The sequence below is a fragment of the Streptosporangium sp. NPDC002607 genome (genome assembly GCF_053592655.1).
Genome location: NZ_JBSFWD010000004.1, coordinates 1 through 16,154 on the forward strand (window position 1 = coordinate 1; position 16,154 = coordinate 16,154).

Genomic DNA, 16,154 nt, shown 5'->3' on the forward strand with positions numbered 1-16,154 from the left:
CCCGATCCAACTTCCCGTTCCCCGTCACCGGCAACACCCCCAACACCACCACCGCCGACGGCACCATGAACTCCGGCAACACCTCCCCCGCGAACCGCCGCAACTCAGCGACATCCACCACGTCCCCGCCCTGAGCGGCCACCACATACGCCACCAACCGCCGATCCCCCGGACGCTCCTCCCGCACCACCACCGCCACCCGCGACACCGACCCATGCCGGGCCAACACCGCCTCCACCTCACCCAACTCAATCCGAAAACCCCGCACCTTCACCTGCTGATCAACCCGCCCCACGAACTCCACAACCCCATCACCACGACGCCGAACCACATCCCCCGTCCGATACATCCGCCCACCGGACCCATCAAACGGACACGCCACAAACCGCTCCGCCGTCAACCCGGCCCGCCCCAGATACCCCCGCGCCAGCTGCGCTCCGGCCAGGTACAGCTCCCCCTCCACCCCGGCCGGAACCGGCCGCAGCCACGAATCCAGCACGTGGAGACGGGTGTTCCAGACGGGGTGACCGATCGGCACGGAGGTGATCTCCGTGCCGGGACGGTGCTCCCAGAAGGTGACGTCGACCGCGGCCTCGGTCGGGCCGTAGAGGTTGTGCACCGGCACCCCCAGCCGGGCCGCCGCCTCGTCGGCGAGTGCAGGTGGCAGCGCCTCACCGCTGCAGACGAGAAACCGAAGAGCCGTACCCGTTCCGGACACCTCCGGCGAACCAGGAGAGGGCACCGCCTCCAGGAAGGCGGCCAGCATGGAGGGGACGAAGTGCAGGACCGTGATGCGTTCGGAGTCGATGAGCCCGGCGAGGTAGGACGGGTCCCGGTGCCCGTCCGGCCTGGCGACGACCAGGGTGGCGCCGGTCTGAAGCGGCCAGAAGAACTCCCAGACCGACACGTCGAATCCGGCCGGCGTCTTCTGCAGAACGCGGTCCGCCGGACCCAGGCGATACTCGGACTGGGCCCAGAGCAGGCGGTTGACGATCGCACCGTGGGTGACCACGACCCCCTTGGGCCGCCCCGTCGAGCCGGAGGTGTAGATCACGTACGCCGGATGCTCCGGCGCGAGCGGCACACCGAGATCGGAAGCCGGGTACCCGGAGGCGTCGGCACGGCCCAGCCAGTCACCGTCGATCACCAGAACCGGCCGTGAGTCGTCCAGCATCGACGCGATCCGCACCGCAGGAAGCTCCGGGTCGACCGGCAGGTAGGCGGCGCCCGCCTTGATCACGGCGTACATGGCGACCAGCAGGTCCGGTGACCTGGGCAGCATCAGCGCCACCACTCGTTCGGCTCCCACCCCGTACTCGGCCACCAGCAGCCGGGCCAGCCGGTTGGCTCGCGCGTTGAACGCCGCGTAGCTCAGCTCGTCCCCCTCGAACACCAGCGCCGTCGCGTCCGGTGTCCGCGCGACCTGGGCCTCGAACAGCGCGGCCAGCGTGGTGCGGGGCACGTCCGCGGCCGTGTCGTTCCAGTGGTGTGGCACGAGCCCGCGCTCGCCCGGGGAGAACCCGTCGAGACGGCCGGTGGCGGTGTCCGGTTCGGCGACCAGTTCGGCCAGCAGGCTCAGGAAGCGGTCGAGCAGAGCCGCGGCCTCCGCCTCGGTGAACACGTCGGGCCGGTACTGCAGCCGGAAACGGAGCATGTCCCCCGGCACGACCAGCAGCGTGATCGGATAGTGCGTCGCGTCGGTCACGTCCGCCGAGGTCAGGTCGAGGTCGCCGATCGCCGTACGGGAGTCGATGGGGTAGTTCTCCATCACCAGCAGCGCGTCGAACAGGGGGCCGCGCCGGATCTCGGCAAGGCCGACGTGGTGGTGGGGCAGCAGTTCCGCCTGCTCGTCGCGGAGCCTGCGCAGCAGGTCACCCACGGTTTCCGCGGGGTCGAGCCGGACCCGGACCGGCACGGTGTTGATGAACAGGCCGACCATGCGCTCGACCCCGGGCAACTCGGGCGGGCGGCCGGAGACCGTACCGCCGAAGACGACGTCCCGGCGGCCGGTCAACCGGCCGAGCAGCAGGCCGAAGGCGGCCTGCATGACGGTGCTGAGCGTGCTGGAGTGCGTGCGGGCGAGAGCGGTGAGCGCCCTGGTCCGGCCGTCGTCGAGTTCGGCGGTGACCCTGGCGGGCGCGACCGGCTCGGCGGGGGCGTGCGGGGCGACGAGGGCGGGCTCGTCGAAACCGTCCAGCGCGCGCTCCCAGGCCCGCCGCGTGGACTCGCCGTCCCGACCGGCCAGCCAGGCCAGGTAGTTCTCGTACGGCGGCGCGGGGGCGGGTTCCTGGCCTGAGTACAGCGCGAACAGCTCGGCCGCCAGCAGCGGTGTCGACCAGCCGTCCAGCAGGATGTGATGGTTGGTGAGGATCAGCCGGTGCCTGCCGGGTCCGAGCCGTACCAGTGCGAAACGGAGCAGCGGTGGCCGGGACAGGTCGAACCGCCGGGCCCGCTCCTCGGCGGCCACCGTCTCGGCGTCGGTCCCCGCCACCTCCCGCCACGGCACCTCCACCCGCCGGTGCACCAGCTGCACCGGGTCGCCGCGCAGCTCGAAGGAGGTTCGGAGGTTGGGGTGCCTGCGGACCAGGCGTTCCGCGGCCGCCCTGAGCCGTGGCGCGTCGAGGGGACCGCTCAGGTCCAGGGTCAGCTGAGCGGTGTAGACGTCCACCTCCAGCAGGGAGTGGAAGAACAGGCCGTGCTGGAGCGGGGCGAGCGGCCAGACGTTCTGGAGGCCGGGGCCGAGCTCGTCGAGGTCGTCCTGGGTGAGGGGTACCGCGACGTCGGAGGGGGTGAGGCCGCCGCCGACGTGCCGGGAGATGCCGGTCAGCGCCTCCGACCAGGCGGCGGCCAGCTCGGCGATCCGGTTGTCGGCGTGGCGGGCGGGATCCCAGGTCCAGGTGACGCGGAGGACGTCACCGAGGGCGATCGCGTCGATCTGGATGCCGTGCCTGAGCGGGGCGGCGGCATCCTGGCCACCGGACAGCCCTCCGGCTACGGGCTCCCAGTCCAGCCCGGAGGAGGTGATCCGGCCGAGATAGTTGAAACCGATCTCCGGCTGGGGCAGTGCGGCGAGTGCGGGTGCCGTGTCAGGGTTGAGGTAACGCAGGAGGCCATAGCCCAGCGGGTCGGGAAGAGCGCGGAGCTGCTCCTTCACCCGCTTGACCGCCTGGCCCGCGGCCTGGCCTCCGTTCTTGAGATCGGCCCAGTCAACGGGGCCCGCGTCGATCCTGACGGGGTGCACGGCGGTGAACCAGCCCACGGTCGCGGACAGGTCCACGCCGGGGAGGACCTCCTGCCTGCCGTGCCCCTCCAGGTCGACGAGTACGGAACGCCGCCCGCTCCACCTCGCGACCGCCGCCGCGAGCCCGGCGAGCAGCACGTCGTCGGCGTTCCCGTGGAAGGCACCCGGCACGCCGCCCAGCAGCGGCCCCGCCACGTCGGCGGAGAGCTCCACGACCATCTCCCGCCGCTCCCCCCAGGTTCCCCGCTCGCGTACCGGCGCGGCGGGAAGGAGTGAGCCATCGGTCGCGGGGACGAAAGTGCCCGAGGACACGGCCCGCGCCGGTGAGACCGGCGGGGACGGCGCGAGGAGCGCGGTCCAGGCGGGAAGGTCGGCCACCCGTACCGGGTTCACGGCCTCGGCCTGGAGCAGACGCGCCCAGGTGCGGAAGGAGGTGGTGGGCTCGGGCAGGCGTACCTCGGTGCCCTCTCTCCCGGCGCTCCAGGCCGCGAGAAGGTCGGGCAGCAGGATCCGCCAGGAGACGCCGTCGACGGCCAGGTGGTGGATGGCCAGCAGAAGCCGTCCGGACCGCTCGTGGCCCGCGTCGAACCACACGACCCGTACCATCCGTCCGGCGCCGGGATCCAGCTCACCCCGGACCCGCTCGGCATACCCGGCCACCGTATCGTCCGACACGTCCCGAACCCGTGCACCGTCCCCGCCGGGAACACCGGGAACACCGGGAACACCGGGAACACCGGGAACACCGGGAACACCGGGAACACCGGGAACACCGGGAACGCTGTCGGCCGTACCGTGCACGACACCGAGGCCCTCGCCGGCCGCCTCGTCCGGAACGTTCGAGACCTCCACCCGGCGCACGCAGTCCGCTGCCAGGACCGCTCCAGCCGGGGCGATCTCCAGCCCCCACGCCCCGGCACCCGCCGGAGGCGTGGACGTCCGGAGCCTCAGCGCGTCGTGACGGTCCAGCACGACCTGGACGGCGGCCGTCAGGTTGTCGAGGCCGAGATCCGGGGGTACCTGAAGCACCGCGCTCTGGCTGAATCCCTCGATCGGCCCTTCGCCCTCGGCGAGCCAGGCGATGATCGGGGTGACGTCGACGCTTCCCGTGCCGTCACCCGCCGGATCCGTGCCGTCCGCGGGCTCCTCCGTGGCGAGGGCGACGAGGGCGAGGGCCTCGGGGGTCTGGTGCTGGAAGACCTGCTTCGGAGTGAGCGCGAGCCCGGCCTCCCGTGCTCGGGAGACGAACCGGATGGCGAGGATGCTGTCGCCGCCCAGGTCGAAGAACCCGTCGTCGGCCCCGGCCCTGGGCAGGCCGAGGACCTCGGCGAACAGTCCGGCCAGCAGGTGTTCGCGGTCGGTCGCGGGCTCCCGCCCCGAGGTCTCCCCCGCGGGTTCCGGCAGGGCACGCCGGTCGAGCTTGCCGTTGGCGGTCAGCGGCATCTCGTCCAGCGTCACGATTGCGGCGGGCACCATGTATTCGGGCAGGGACCGCCGCAGGTGCCCGCGCAGTTCCTCCGCGCCCGCGCCACCGACCACGTACCCGACCAGCCGCAGGTCTCCCCCCGGCTCGGGCCCCCGGTCACGGCGGGCCAGCACGGCCGCCTGTTCGACGCCGGGATGCGCGGCCAGTACCGCCTCGATCTCGCCCAGCTCGATCCGGAAACCGCGGACCTTCACCTGCTGGTCGGCGCGGTCGACGTAGTGGAGTTGCCCGTCGGCACCCCAGCGGACCAGGTCGCCGGTGCGGTACATCCGCCCGCCGGGCACGAAGGGGTCGGCGACGAACCGCTCGGCGGTCAGCCCCGGCCGGTTCAGGTATCCGCGCGCCAGGCTGGGTCCCGAGACGTACAGCTCCCCGACAGAACCCGGCGGGACCGGGCGTAGTCCGGCGTCCAGCACGTGCAGGCGGGCGTCGTAGACCGGGCGGCCGATCGGGCTCTCGCCGGGGAGGGTCAGCGGGTCGCTGCAGGTGACGACGACCGTGGTCTCCGTCGGCCCGTAAACGTTGATCATCCGGCGCCCGGCGGACCAGCGGCGGACCAGCTCGGGGCGGCACGCCTCGCCACCCACCAGCAGGGTCCGCAGCCCGGGGAGCGGTCTGACCGGGACCGTCGCCAGCGCGGCGGGGGTGACGAACGCGTGCGTGACGCGCGCCTCGGCGAGGAACCGGCCGAGTGGCTCGCCGCCGTACACCCCGGCGGGCACCGGCACGAGCGCCGCACCCGCCGACAGGGCCATCAGCCACTCGAGCACCGCCCCGTCGAACCCGATCGAGGCGAACTGCAGGACCCGGCTGTCCTCCGTCACCGCGTACCTGTCGATCTCGGTGCGCGCGTACGCGGGCAGGCCCGCGTGGGTGACCACCACTCCCTTGGGGCGGCCGGTGGATCCGGAGGTGTAGACGACGTAGGCCGGGTGTTCCGGCAGCAGCCCGGTCACCGGGTCGGTGGCGGGCAGGCCGCCGCCGGTCCAGGTGTCCAGCTGGACGACCTCGACGCCAGGCGGCGCGCGGAACCCGGCGTCGGCGCGGGTCACCACGGCGGAAGGGGCGGCGTCGGCGAGCATCGTCGCCAGGCGCTCCGGCGGATGGTCGGGGTCGAGGGGGAGGTAGGCGGCGCCGGACTTGAGGATGCCGAGGAACGCGACGGTCATGTCGAGGGAGCGGGGCACCGACAGGCCCACATAGCGGTCGGGCCCGGCGCCGAGGGCGATGAGATGGTGGGCCAGCCGGTTGGCCCGCGCGTTCAGCTCGGCATAGGTGATCTCGGTGTCCCCCGCGACGACGGCGACGGCACCGGGAGCGCGCCGCACCCGGTCCTCGAACAGGGAGACGGCCGTGCCCGGCGGCACCTCGCGCGGCGCGGCGCCCCAGTCGGCCAGAAGCGTGTGCTCGGCCTCGTCGAGGAGTTCCACGGCGCCGACACGGGTGGTGGGGCCCGCCTGGACGACGCGGGTGAGGAAGCGCAGGAAACGGCCGTGATGGTCGGCCAGCAGGTCCTCGCCGTACAGGTCGGGGTGGCCGTCGAAGTCGATGCGGACTCCGCGCCCGTCGGAGCCGTCGTAGAGGTTGATCGACAGGTCCTCGACGGGCCCGGTGCAGAGCGGGTGCGCGACGGCGGTGTGACCGGCGAACCTCAGGTCGTAGTCGAACCGCATGATGTTGACCACCGGGCCGAACAGCCGGTCGCCCACTGTGCCGCGGAGTTCGCGGCGCAGGTCCTCGTACCGGTAGCGCTGGTGCACCAGCAGCCGCCCGACCTCCCGGGTGACCTGGGCGGACAGCTCGCCGAAGGTCGTCTCCGGGGAGACCGCCAGGCGGAGCGGGAGCACGTTGGAGAGCATCCCCGGCGTTCGCCGGGCGGCGGGCGTGGTCCTGGCGGTGACGGCCAGCCCGAGGACCACCTCGCGGGCGCCGGTGAGGCGCCCGACGAAGGCCGCGATCGCCGCGATCATGAACCCGGAGACGGCCGTACCGTGGGAGAGCGCGGCCTCGGTGAGCGCGGCGGCGTCGCGCTCACCCAGCGTGGCGCTCCGCCGGTTGAACCGCGACGTGGCGGCGGCGCCGGAGGAGAGGGCGGGGACCGCGCTCAGATCGGCGAGCCTGCCGTGCCAGTGGCGGCGGTCGGCCTGGAAACGGTCGGAGGCGCGGTAGGCGGCGTCCTCCTCCAGCAACGTGGCCAGCGACTGGAAACCGCCGGGGCCGGGGTCGCGGCCGTCGACCAGCGCGGTGTAGACCTCGGCGAGACGCTGGGCGATCATCGGCCCGCTGTAGCCGTCCATGACCACGTGGTGGCAGCGCAGGTACCACAGGTGGCGGTCGGGCGCGATCCGGATCAGGGCGGTGGCCACGAGCGCGTCCTCGCGGAACGGCGAGCGCAGGTCCTCCCGCATCCACTCCAGAGCGGCCCGCTCCGCACCGAGTCCCCCGTCGCCCGGCTCTCCCCCGCTGAGGTCGAGGAACGGGCACGGCACCTCGCACTCCCCGACGACCTGACCGACCTGACCGACCCGGCCCGCCTCCTCGGTCTCGCCACCGATGATCCGCACGTGAACGGCGTCGACCTCCCCGGCGGCGAGTCGCACGGCCGCGGCGAAGACCTCCGGATCGACCGGACCGGAGATCTCTATGTACTGGGCAATGCAGAGCGGTTCGCCAGGGATAATCCGCTGGGCGTCCCATATTCCACTCTGCGCTGCAGACAATGGCAGGAGGGAATTCTTGCTGAACACCGTCGCCACGCTTTCCATCTGGGCCGGAAAATGCCTGACGGGTGCTTATTAGCACCTCGAAGGGGCAGAAACGCATTGTGTGCGGCGATCCACTCCCACGTTTATTACCGGCAAGTAAATCACAGGTGTGATCTGCCTCGCAATAACGCCTTTTATCATTTACCGCTAAACTCGCCTCCTACTTTTTCGCTCTTTCTCAAGGCGACCTTGCCGGATCCGAGCACCACGCGGGGGCGCACGAGCCGCCGGGGCCTGAGCATGACCCGCGGCCTGACCGCCGGGGCAGGGGGCCGGTAGGGGCGCGGTCCGCGGTGCCACCAGCGTGTGCCCCTGGCCAGGTGGCTCGGCCACCAGACGACGTCGCCGACGTCCAGGGTGAGCGCGGTCACCAGTACGGAACGGACGATCATCGTGTCGAGCAGCACCCCCACGGCCACCGTGAAGGCGATCTGGACCGTCTGCGTCAGTGGAAGCACCACCAGCACCGCGAAGGTGCCGGCGAGCACGACTCCCGCCGAGGTGATCACACCGCCGGTCGCGCCCAGACCGAGGATCGCGCTGTGCGCCGTGCTGTAGCGGTGCGCCTCCTCCCGAACCCGGTGCATGAGGAAGATGTTGTAGTCGACGCCCAGCGCCACCAGCAGGACGAAGACCAGCAGGACGAACCCCTGGTCCACCCCGGCGAAGCCGAAAAGGTGCGCGAACGCCAGCGAGCTGATTCCCAGCGTGGCCAGGAACGACAGCACCACGGTGGCCAGCAGCAGCATGGGCGCGATGAGCGAGCGCAGCAGCACCGCGAGCACCGCGAAGACCACGAGCAGCACCAGCGGGATGATCACCATCCGATCCCGCTGCGCGCCGCGCTCCAGGTCGGCGATGAGCGCCACGTTGCCGCCCACGTTGACGTCCGGGGCGGCGACCGCCCGCAGCCGGTCGCGCAGGGCGAGCACCTCGTGCTGCTCGGCCTCCTCGCCGTCGCCCCCGCGTACCGTCACGTTGAGCAGGATGTCGCCGTTGCCCGCGGCGCCCAGCGAGATCGCGGTGACCTCGGGCCGCTGCGCGGTGTCCACGATCACGTCCCTGACGTACTGCTCGGTGGTGACCACCTGGACCGGGTCGGCCTCGCCCGAGGGGAAGTGCCGCTCGGCGACCTCCTGCCCGACCACCGAGTCCGGCCTGGAGAGGAAGACGTCGGCGTTGCCCAGCCCGCCCGCCCGGTAGGAGGCCAGCCCGGACGCGCACAGGCAGAGCCCGATGACCGTGACGACCCACACCAGACGGGGGTTCGCGTGGATCCTCCTGCCCAGGGCGCCCCATCTGCCGTGGTCGGCGGGGTGCTCCTCGGCGTCCGGGTCGTGGTGCGGGACGAGCGGCCAGAAGATCCAGCGCCCGAAGACGACCATGACCGCGGGAAGCAGGGTCATCATGGCGAGCATCGCGCTGGTCACCCCGACCGCGGAGACCGGCCCGAGTCCCCTGGTGGAGTTGAGCTCGGCCACCACCAGGCAGAGCAGCGCGGCGACCACCGTCGCCGCGCTCGCCACCACCGCGGGCCCGGCCCTGCGCAGCGCGACCGCCATCGCCTCGTGCCGGTCGGCGTGCCTGCGCAGTTCCTCGCGGTAGCGGGCGATGACCAGCAGCGCGTAGTCGGTGCCCGCGCCGATCACCAGGACCATGAGCAGCGAGACCGCCACGCTGCTGACCGTGATCGCGCCCACGGCGGCGAGCAGGTAGTTCACCCCCATCGCGACGGCCAGCCCGACCAGCACCGTTCCCAGCGGGAAGAGCCAGAGGACCGCGCTGCGGTAGGTGATCAGGAGCACCACCACGGCCACGCCCATCGCGGCCAGCAGCAGGTCGCTGTCCACCGTCGAGAACACGGCCAGCGCGTCGGCCTGGAATCCGACCATGCCGGTGATGTGCGCGGCCAGTCCCGCGGGGCGGCCCTCGTCCACGACCCGGCGGATCCGGTCGACGATCTCGGCGGTCTCCCTGCCGCCCTGGTCCCTGACGATCACCACGACCTGGACCGCCTCGCCGTCCCCGGACCGCTGCGTGGCGATCAACTTGATCGTCCTGGTCAGCCTGGGCGCCCGGAACTTCTGCTCGACCATCCGCAGTTGCGCGGGCAGCCGTCCTCGGGCGTCCCGGTACGGTGCGAGCTCCCTGTCGAACTCCGCACGCCCGAAGGTCCTGCCGCCGGTGGGGGTGGGCATCTCGGCCACCACCCCGGGGACCCCGGCCAGCGCCTTGACGTCCCTGGCGATCTCGGCGTCGTCGGCCTCGCCGAGACCGCCCGGCCGCTCGTAGACGATCGTCGCCGGGGAGAGGTTCTCCCCCTGCATGCCGAGGATGCGCCTGACCGCCTGCGCGGAGTCCGCGCCGGCGGGGAGGTATCCGGCGATGTCGTCCTGCTGCACCGACTCCAGCCGCCCGGCGAGGGAGGCGGCCACGACGACGACGCCCAGCCAGACGAGCAGCACCACCCACTTCGTGCGCCGCCCGCACAGCAGCCCGCACAGCAGCCCGGCCGGCGACGCCCCGTTCATCGGCCCGTGCTCAGCCGTCCCAGCAGGTGGTCGGCCATGGCCGCGACCGTCGGGTGCTCCCAGGCCATGGTCGGCTCGATCTCCAGCCCGTACTCGGCCTCGATGTCACCGCAGAGGCTGAGCGAGTAGACGGAGTCCATGCCGTACTGGGCGACCGGCACCAGCGGGTCGATCTCCTCCGGTGAGCGCATGACGTAGGAGGCCACCCGCGCCCCCAGCCAGCCGCGGATGATGTCCAGGTCTGCGGCGATCCCGGCGTCGGCGGACATGTTCACACTCCTTCTGATCGGACGCGCGCGGCGACGGCCGCCGTGAGCTCGGCGTGGACGACGGGCAGCGATCCGTTCAGCAGCAGGTCACGGGTGCGTGAGCGCTGGATCTTGCCGCTGGTGGTCTTGCCCACTCCGCCGCGCCTGACCAGCACGACGCTCATCGACGGCAGCCCGAAGGAACGGGCGAGCTCGCCCTGCACGCCACGGGCCAGCTCTTCCGCGGGAGCGTCGAGGCCCCGCTCGCGAATCTCCTGGACGAGCACCACGTGCTCACCCTCGGCGCGTACCCCGAAGGCCGCCCCGGCCCCCAGCGACGGGTGCACCCGCCGGGCGGCCTCCTCCAGGTCCTGGGGATAGAGGTTGCGCCCGTTGACGATGACGACGTCCTTGATCCGGCCGGTGACGTACAGCTCGCCGTCCAGCAGGAAGCCCAGGTCCCCGGTCCGCAGGAACGGCCCCTCGCCCGTGGCGGTGCGTCCGCGGAAGGCGTCGCGGGTCGCCTCCTCACGCTGCCAGTACCCCCGCGCGACGCTCTCCCCGCGTACCCAGAGCTCTCCGACCCGCCCGTGCGGCAGCTCGGTTCCGGTGCCGGGATCGACGACGTGCACGGACATGCTGATCGGCCGCCCGCAACCGACCAGTTCCACGCCTTCTCCCGGGTTCTCCGCCGGAACCGCCTCGTGCCGCTCCAGCGCCGCGGCGTCGAACCCGCGGACCTTCGGCCCGTGCCCCAGCGGGGTGGCGGTGATCACCAGGGTCGCCTCGGCCATGCCGTACGCCGGGGCCCATGCCTTCTCGCTGAAGCCCGCGGCTCCGAAGCGGCGCACCATCGCGCGAAGCGTGCCGGTACGCACCGGCTCGGCCCCGTTGAGCGCGAAGCGCAGGCCGGACAGGTCGAGCCCGGCCACCTGGGCGTCGGTGACCCGGGCCGCGCACCACTCGTAGGCGAAGTTCGGCGCGACGGTGTATCCGGCCCGGTATCGGCTGATCATCTCCAGCCAGAGCGCGGGGCGCATGACGAAGGCGATCGGCGAGGCGAAGTAGAGGTCGCCGCCCGCGTAGATCGGCTGGAGCAGCATGCCGACCAGGCCCATGTCGTGGTAGTGCGGCAGCCAACCCACCCCGACGCCCACCTTGGGCGAGCCGATCGCCCGCCAGATCTCCCCCTCGTTGTGGAGCAGGTTGGCATGGGTGATCATGACGCCTCTGGGCTCGCTGGTGGAACCGGAGGTGTACTGCATGTAGGCGAGGGTGTCGGGCCCCATCCGGGGCATCGTCCAGTCATCGGGGTCGGGGAGGTCGAGGGCGTCGGTGGCCACGCACTCGACGGTGCCGTCCAGACCGACGTCGCGCAGCCAGGCATCGAGCATGTCCAGATTGGCCGAGTCGGTGAGCACCAGCCGCACGTCGGCGTCCTTGATGATCCCCTCGGCGCGCTCCAGCGCGCGGGGATCGGTCTGCGGCAGCGGCGAGGGCACCGCGACCACCCGGGAGTACAGGCAACCCAGGAATGCCGCCAGGAACTCCAGACCGGCCGGGTGGAGCAGCAGCACCGTCTGGTCCGCCATCCGCCGCCCCGCCAGCCAGGCGCCGATCGACCTGGCCCGTGCGTCCAGGTCGGCGAAGGTCAGCCGGCCCTGCTCGACGAGCTCGCCCCTGCGGTCCGCCACGAAGGTGTAGGACCGTTCGTGCCCGTGCCGGTCCACCTGCGCGCGCACCCACTGCACAAAGGACATCTGGTCATCTCCCATGATGGCAAGAGACCCCAACATAGGAGGAAAGATCAGCCGGTCCCAGGCCTGGGCCGCACAAGCTCTCACCCGGTTTTACGCCGAAAGTTAGTATCTTCCCCCTCCCCGCTTCCGCCCCAGGAGTCCGTGTACGGGGGCACGCGCGGGGGCATGGACGGAGCTGCGCCTTGCCGAGTTAGGCTCACCTTGCTTAATATATGAGCAGGTGTTCAGGTGTTGACAGAATGGATCTTACGATGGGTCACGGGCATGGCCACGGGCACCGCGCCGACGCCGACCGCCGCTACCTCGCAGCGGCGCTCGCCCTGCTGCTCGCCTTCATGGCGGTCGAGGTCGTCATCGGCATCGCCGCCAACTCCATCGCGCTGATCTCCGACGCCGGGCACATGCTCACCGACGCCGGCGCCATCGCGCTCGCGCTGGTGGCGATGAGGATGGCGGCCCGCCCGGCCCGCGGCGCCTACACCTTCGGCTGGAAGCGGGCCGAGATCCTCTCCGCGGCCGTCAACGGGCTGACGTTCGTGGCCCTCGTCGCCTACTTCGTCTACGAGAGCGTGCGGCGGCTCATCGAGCCGCCCGAGGTCGCCGGAGCCCTGGTCTTCGGCACCGCCCTGGCCGGGATCGCGGTCAACGCCGTCGCCGCGTGGCTCATCGCCAGGGCCGACCGGAGCAGCCTCAACGTGGAGGGCGCGTTCCAGCACATCCTCAACGACCTGTACGCGTTCGTGGCCACCGCGATCGCCGGCGCGGTCGTCTGGCTCACCGGCTGGGGCCGGGCCGACGCGATCGCCGCCCTGGTCGTCGCGGCCCTGATGGCCAAGGCGGCCTACGGCCTGCTGCGCGACGCCGGACGCATCCTGTTCGAGGCCGCGCCCGACGGGGTGAACCCGGCCGAGGTGAGCGCCGCGATCATCGCCCACGCGAGCGTGACGGGTGTCGAGGACCTGCACGTGTGGACGGTGACCAGCGGCTTCCCCGCGCTCTCCGCGCACGTGACCGTCATGCCCGGCGGCGACTGCCACCAGGTCCGCCGCGAGCTGGCCGAGCTGCTGCACCAGCGCTTCCACATCGACCACACCACACTGCAGGTCGACCACGTCCCCGGCACGGCATGCCGCATGATCACTGGCTGAGGCAGGCCTCGAAGACCGCGGTGAGCCGGGCGATCACCGCCTCACGGTCGGGAACGTCGCTCGACTCGGGGCCGTAGAGCTGGCGCATCGTGCCGTTCCCGGTGATGAGCGCGGTGGCGATCCTCGCCCGGAAGGCCGCGTCGGGGCCGGAGAGCCTTGCCGACAGGGGCTCCAGGATCGCCGAACTGACCCGGTCCCGGATGAGATCGTGGATCTCCGGGCAGTTGGACGACCGGATGAGCGCGGCCATCACCGGGCTCGCCTGGTCCGAGCGGAGCCGCTCGGCGATGTACTCGGCCAGGCGGCGCGGAAGCTCCTCCTCGGGGAAGTCCAGGACGCCGGGGAAGCGTCCCTGCATCGCGAGCACCTCGGCGAACAGCTCTCGCTTGCTGCCGAAGTAACGGTTGATCAGCGCTATGTTGGCGTCCGCCTCGGCGGCGATCATCCGCATCGTCACCTGGTCGTAGCCGAGGTCGGCGAACAACCGGCGGGCGGCGTCGAGGATGCGCCGCCTGGTGCCCTCTCTGTCGCGCTGCCGTGTCTCATCCACCTAAGCAATCCTTCCAGATTTGACGAGTAAACAAGCGTCTACTAACTTAATATGTACTCTACATGCATTGGGGGACGGTTCATGCCGACCGAACAACAGATCCAGGCCGAGGCCGCACCGAGTTTCACCCACAGACAGGTGCTGGAGATCCTGGCCGGACTGATGCTCGCCATGCTGACGTCGATGATCTCGACGTCCGTGGTGGGAACCGCGTTGCCGACGATCGTCGGCACGCTCGGCGGCCAGGACCAGCTCGCATGGGTGGCCAGCGCGACCCTGCTGACCATGACCGCCTCCACCCCGATCTGGGGCAAGGTCTCCGACCTCTACGGCCGCAAGCTCATGTTCCAGGTCGCCCTGGTCGTCTTCGCGGTGTCCTCCGTCGCCGCCGGGTTCTCCCAGGACATGGGCCAGCTCATCGCCGCCAGAGCGGTGCAGGGCATCGGCGCCGGCGGTCTCGCCGCACTCCCGCAGATCATCCTCGGCGACGTGGTGGAGCCCCGCGAGCGCGGCCGCTACTCCGGCTACATCGGCGCGGTCTTCGGCGTCTCGACGGTGGCCGGCCCGCTGCTCGGCGGGTTCATCGTGGACAACATGTCCTGGCGCTGGACGTTCTGGATCTGCGTGCCGCTGGCGGTGGTCGCGTTCGTCGTCATCCAGAAGGTGCTGAAGCTGCCCTTCACCCGCCGCGACACCAAGGTCGACTGGTGGGGTGCGACCTTCATCACCGGCGGCACCACCGCGCTGATGCTGCTGCTCTCCCTCGGCGGCAAGGAGTTCGGCTGGAACTCCTCATGGACCTACGGCCTGGGCGCGCTCAGCCTGGTGATGTTCGGCCTGGCCGTCGTCGCCGAGCGCACGGCGGCCGACCCGATCCTGCCCCCGCACCTGTTCCGCAACCGCACCTTCGTGCTCACCTCCGTCGCCTCCCTGCTGGTCGGCGCGGCGATGTTCGGCGCGCTGATGTTCCTGCCCCAGTACCTGCAGATCGTCAAGGGTATGAGCCCCACCGGCTCCGGCCTGATGACCCTTCCCCTGGTGCTCGCCCTGCTCGTCTCCTCGATCGCGGTCGGCAGGTTCGTCAGCAAAACCGGCCGGTGGAAGATCTTCCCCGCGGTGGGCATGCTACTGGTCGGGGTCGGCCTGTTCCTCCTGTCGCGCCTGCACGTCGACAGCTCGCTGCTGCTCGTCGGCGTCGACAACGCGGTGCTCGGCATCGGGCTCGGCGCCACCATGCAGATCCTGATCCTGGCCGCACAGAACGCGGTGTCCAGGGCGGACCTCGCCTCGACGACCTCCGGCGTGTCGTTCTTCCGCTCCCTGGGCAGCGCGGTGGGTGTCGCCGCCTTCGGCGCGATCCTGGCCAACCGCCTCACCGCGGAGCTGATCTCCCTGGCGAAGGCCGCGAAGCTGCCGCTCAGCGGCGGCACGGCCCCCAGCCTCGGCTCCCCCGAGGCCATCCACAAGCTCCCCGCGCCGGTCCTGGAGATCATCCTGGAGGCCTTCACCCGGGCGATGAGCGCGGTCTTCCTGGTCGGCGTCCCGATCGCCGTCCTCGCCGCGGTGACCGTCCTGATGATCAAGGAGATCCCGCTGCGCTCGGCCCGGTCCGCCACCCCGCCCACCGCCGCCGATCCGACCGCCCCGCCGGTCACCGTCGGCAGGTAGCGAACCTCCCCCACACCGCCCGGGGCCGGCCCACTCTCCGCCGGCCCCGGGCTCCGGCGCGCGGGAGGACAGGATGCGGTCCCGCCGCCCGAGAGTGACGGCGGTCAGAGTGTCCACTTCTGGTTGGCCCAGCCGTTGCAGTTCCACAGCTGCACCTTGGTCCCGTTCGAGCCGATGGTGCCCAGATCGGCGTCCAGGCAGCGCCCGTTGTACATGCTGTAGATCGTGTGGCTCGTCGCGTCGTAGATCCACTTCTGGTTGGCCCAGCCGTTGCAGTCCCAGAGCTGCACCTTGGTGCCGTTCGCGTTGATGGTTCCCAGGTCCGCGTCCAGGCAGCGCCCGTTCTCCTTGCTGTGGATCGTGTGGCTGGACACGTCATAACTCCAGGACTGGTTGTCCCAGCCATTGCATCCCCACAGTTGCACCTTGGTGCCGTTCGGGCCGATGGTGCCCAGATCGGCGTCCAGGCAGCGCCAGTTCTGGTGACTGCGGATGGGACCCCAGGCGGCGGACGCCGAACTCGATGCGGCCACCGCACCGGGGACGAACCCCGCGCAACCGAGTGCGACCGCCGCCGCCGACGCCAGCACCCTGAATCTCCGTCGCATCGTCGATGCTCTCCTTCCTGCGGGTTACGGAAGTGGAGAGCGACGTGCACCATCGGAAGACCCCCGCCCCCGATGACTACTCTCCGCAGCAGAACGTACACGCAGGGAGATCGGTTTCGGGGTGGCGACACGACTGGTCGGCGTTTCGC

The 16,154-nt window shown here is 71.3% G+C and carries 8 protein-coding genes; 2 read left to right on the forward strand and 6 right to left on the reverse strand.

Annotated features, from left to right (window positions below; genetic code table 11):
* The 4 genes from ACWD3H_RS05565 to ACWD3H_RS05580 form a co-directional block, all read right to left on the reverse strand.
* The coding region (locus tag ACWD3H_RS05565) for an amino acid adenylation domain-containing protein (RefSeq protein ID WP_451954154.1) at positions 1-7,447 on the reverse strand (7,447 nt) is incomplete at its 3' end.
* Positions 7,448-7,629: 182 nt separating this feature from the next.
* On the reverse strand, positions 7,630-10,023 hold the full coding sequence (locus ACWD3H_RS05570) for an MMPL family transporter (RefSeq protein ID WP_451954155.1): 2,394 nt from the start codon (positions 10,021-10,023) through the stop codon (positions 7,630-7,632).
* The gene (locus ACWD3H_RS05575) at positions 10,020-10,292 is read right to left on the reverse strand and encodes an acyl carrier protein (RefSeq protein ID WP_030923661.1); all 273 of its coding nucleotides are present in this window, start codon (positions 10,290-10,292) and stop codon (positions 10,020-10,022) included. Before ACWD3H_RS05575 ends, ACWD3H_RS05570 begins: the two co-directional genes overlap by 4 nt.
* Before the next feature lie 2 nt (positions 10,293-10,294).
* Complete coding sequence (locus ACWD3H_RS05580; protein ID WP_451954156.1) at positions 10,295-12,031, reverse strand: fatty acyl-AMP ligase; 1,737 nt, start codon at positions 12,029-12,031, stop codon at positions 10,295-10,297.
* 251 nt (positions 12,032-12,282) lie between these two features.
* On the opposite strand from ACWD3H_RS05580, the gene ACWD3H_RS05585 reads away from it, so the two are divergent.
* Positions 12,283-13,179, forward strand: a complete 897-nt coding sequence (locus tag ACWD3H_RS05585) for a cation diffusion facilitator family transporter (RefSeq protein ID WP_355565702.1) — start codon at positions 12,283-12,285, stop codon at positions 13,177-13,179.
* On the opposite strand, the gene ACWD3H_RS05590 is transcribed toward ACWD3H_RS05585, so the two are convergent.
* Positions 13,169-13,729 carry a TetR/AcrR family transcriptional regulator gene (locus ACWD3H_RS05590; protein ID WP_355625301.1) on the reverse strand — a complete coding sequence of 187 codons (561 nt, stop codon included), beginning with the start codon at positions 13,727-13,729 and terminating at the stop codon, positions 13,169-13,171. The genes ACWD3H_RS05585 and ACWD3H_RS05590 overlap by 11 nt on opposite strands.
* Before the next feature lie 81 nt (positions 13,730-13,810).
* Between ACWD3H_RS05590 and ACWD3H_RS05595 the strand changes: the two genes are divergently transcribed.
* Complete coding sequence (locus ACWD3H_RS05595) at positions 13,811-15,397, forward strand: MDR family MFS transporter (protein ID WP_451954157.1); 1,587 nt, start codon at positions 13,811-13,813, stop codon at positions 15,395-15,397.
* Between the two features lie 104 nt (positions 15,398-15,501).
* Here the strand turns inward: ACWD3H_RS05595 and ACWD3H_RS05600 are convergent, their stop codons facing one another.
* Complete coding sequence (locus tag ACWD3H_RS05600) at positions 15,502-16,005, reverse strand: RICIN domain-containing protein (RefSeq protein ID WP_350952672.1); 504 nt, start codon at positions 16,003-16,005, stop codon at positions 15,502-15,504.
* Between the last annotated feature and the right edge of the window lie 149 nt (positions 16,006-16,154).

Coding starts and splice junctions, on each gene's coding strand:
- ACWD3H_RS05585 (WP_355565702.1), top strand. CDS start 12,283: ATGGGTCACGGGCATGGCCACGGGCACCGCGCCGACGCCGACCGCCGC.
- ACWD3H_RS05595 (WP_451954157.1), top strand. CDS start 13,811: ATGCCGACCGAACAACAGATCCAGGCCGAGGCCGCACCGAGTTTCACC.
- ACWD3H_RS05570 (WP_451954155.1), bottom strand. CDS start 10,023: ATGAACGGGGCGTCGCCGGCCGGGCTGCTGTGCGGGCTGCTGTGCGGG.
- ACWD3H_RS05575 (WP_030923661.1), bottom strand. CDS start 10,292: ATGTCCGCCGACGCCGGGATCGCCGCAGACCTGGACATCATCCGCGGC.
- ACWD3H_RS05600 (WP_350952672.1), bottom strand. CDS start 16,005: ATGCGACGGAGATTCAGGGTGCTGGCGTCGGCGGCGGCGGTCGCACTC.
- ACWD3H_RS05580 (WP_451954156.1), bottom strand. CDS start 12,031: ATGTCCTTTGTGCAGTGGGTGCGCGCGCAGGTGGACCGGCACGGGCAC.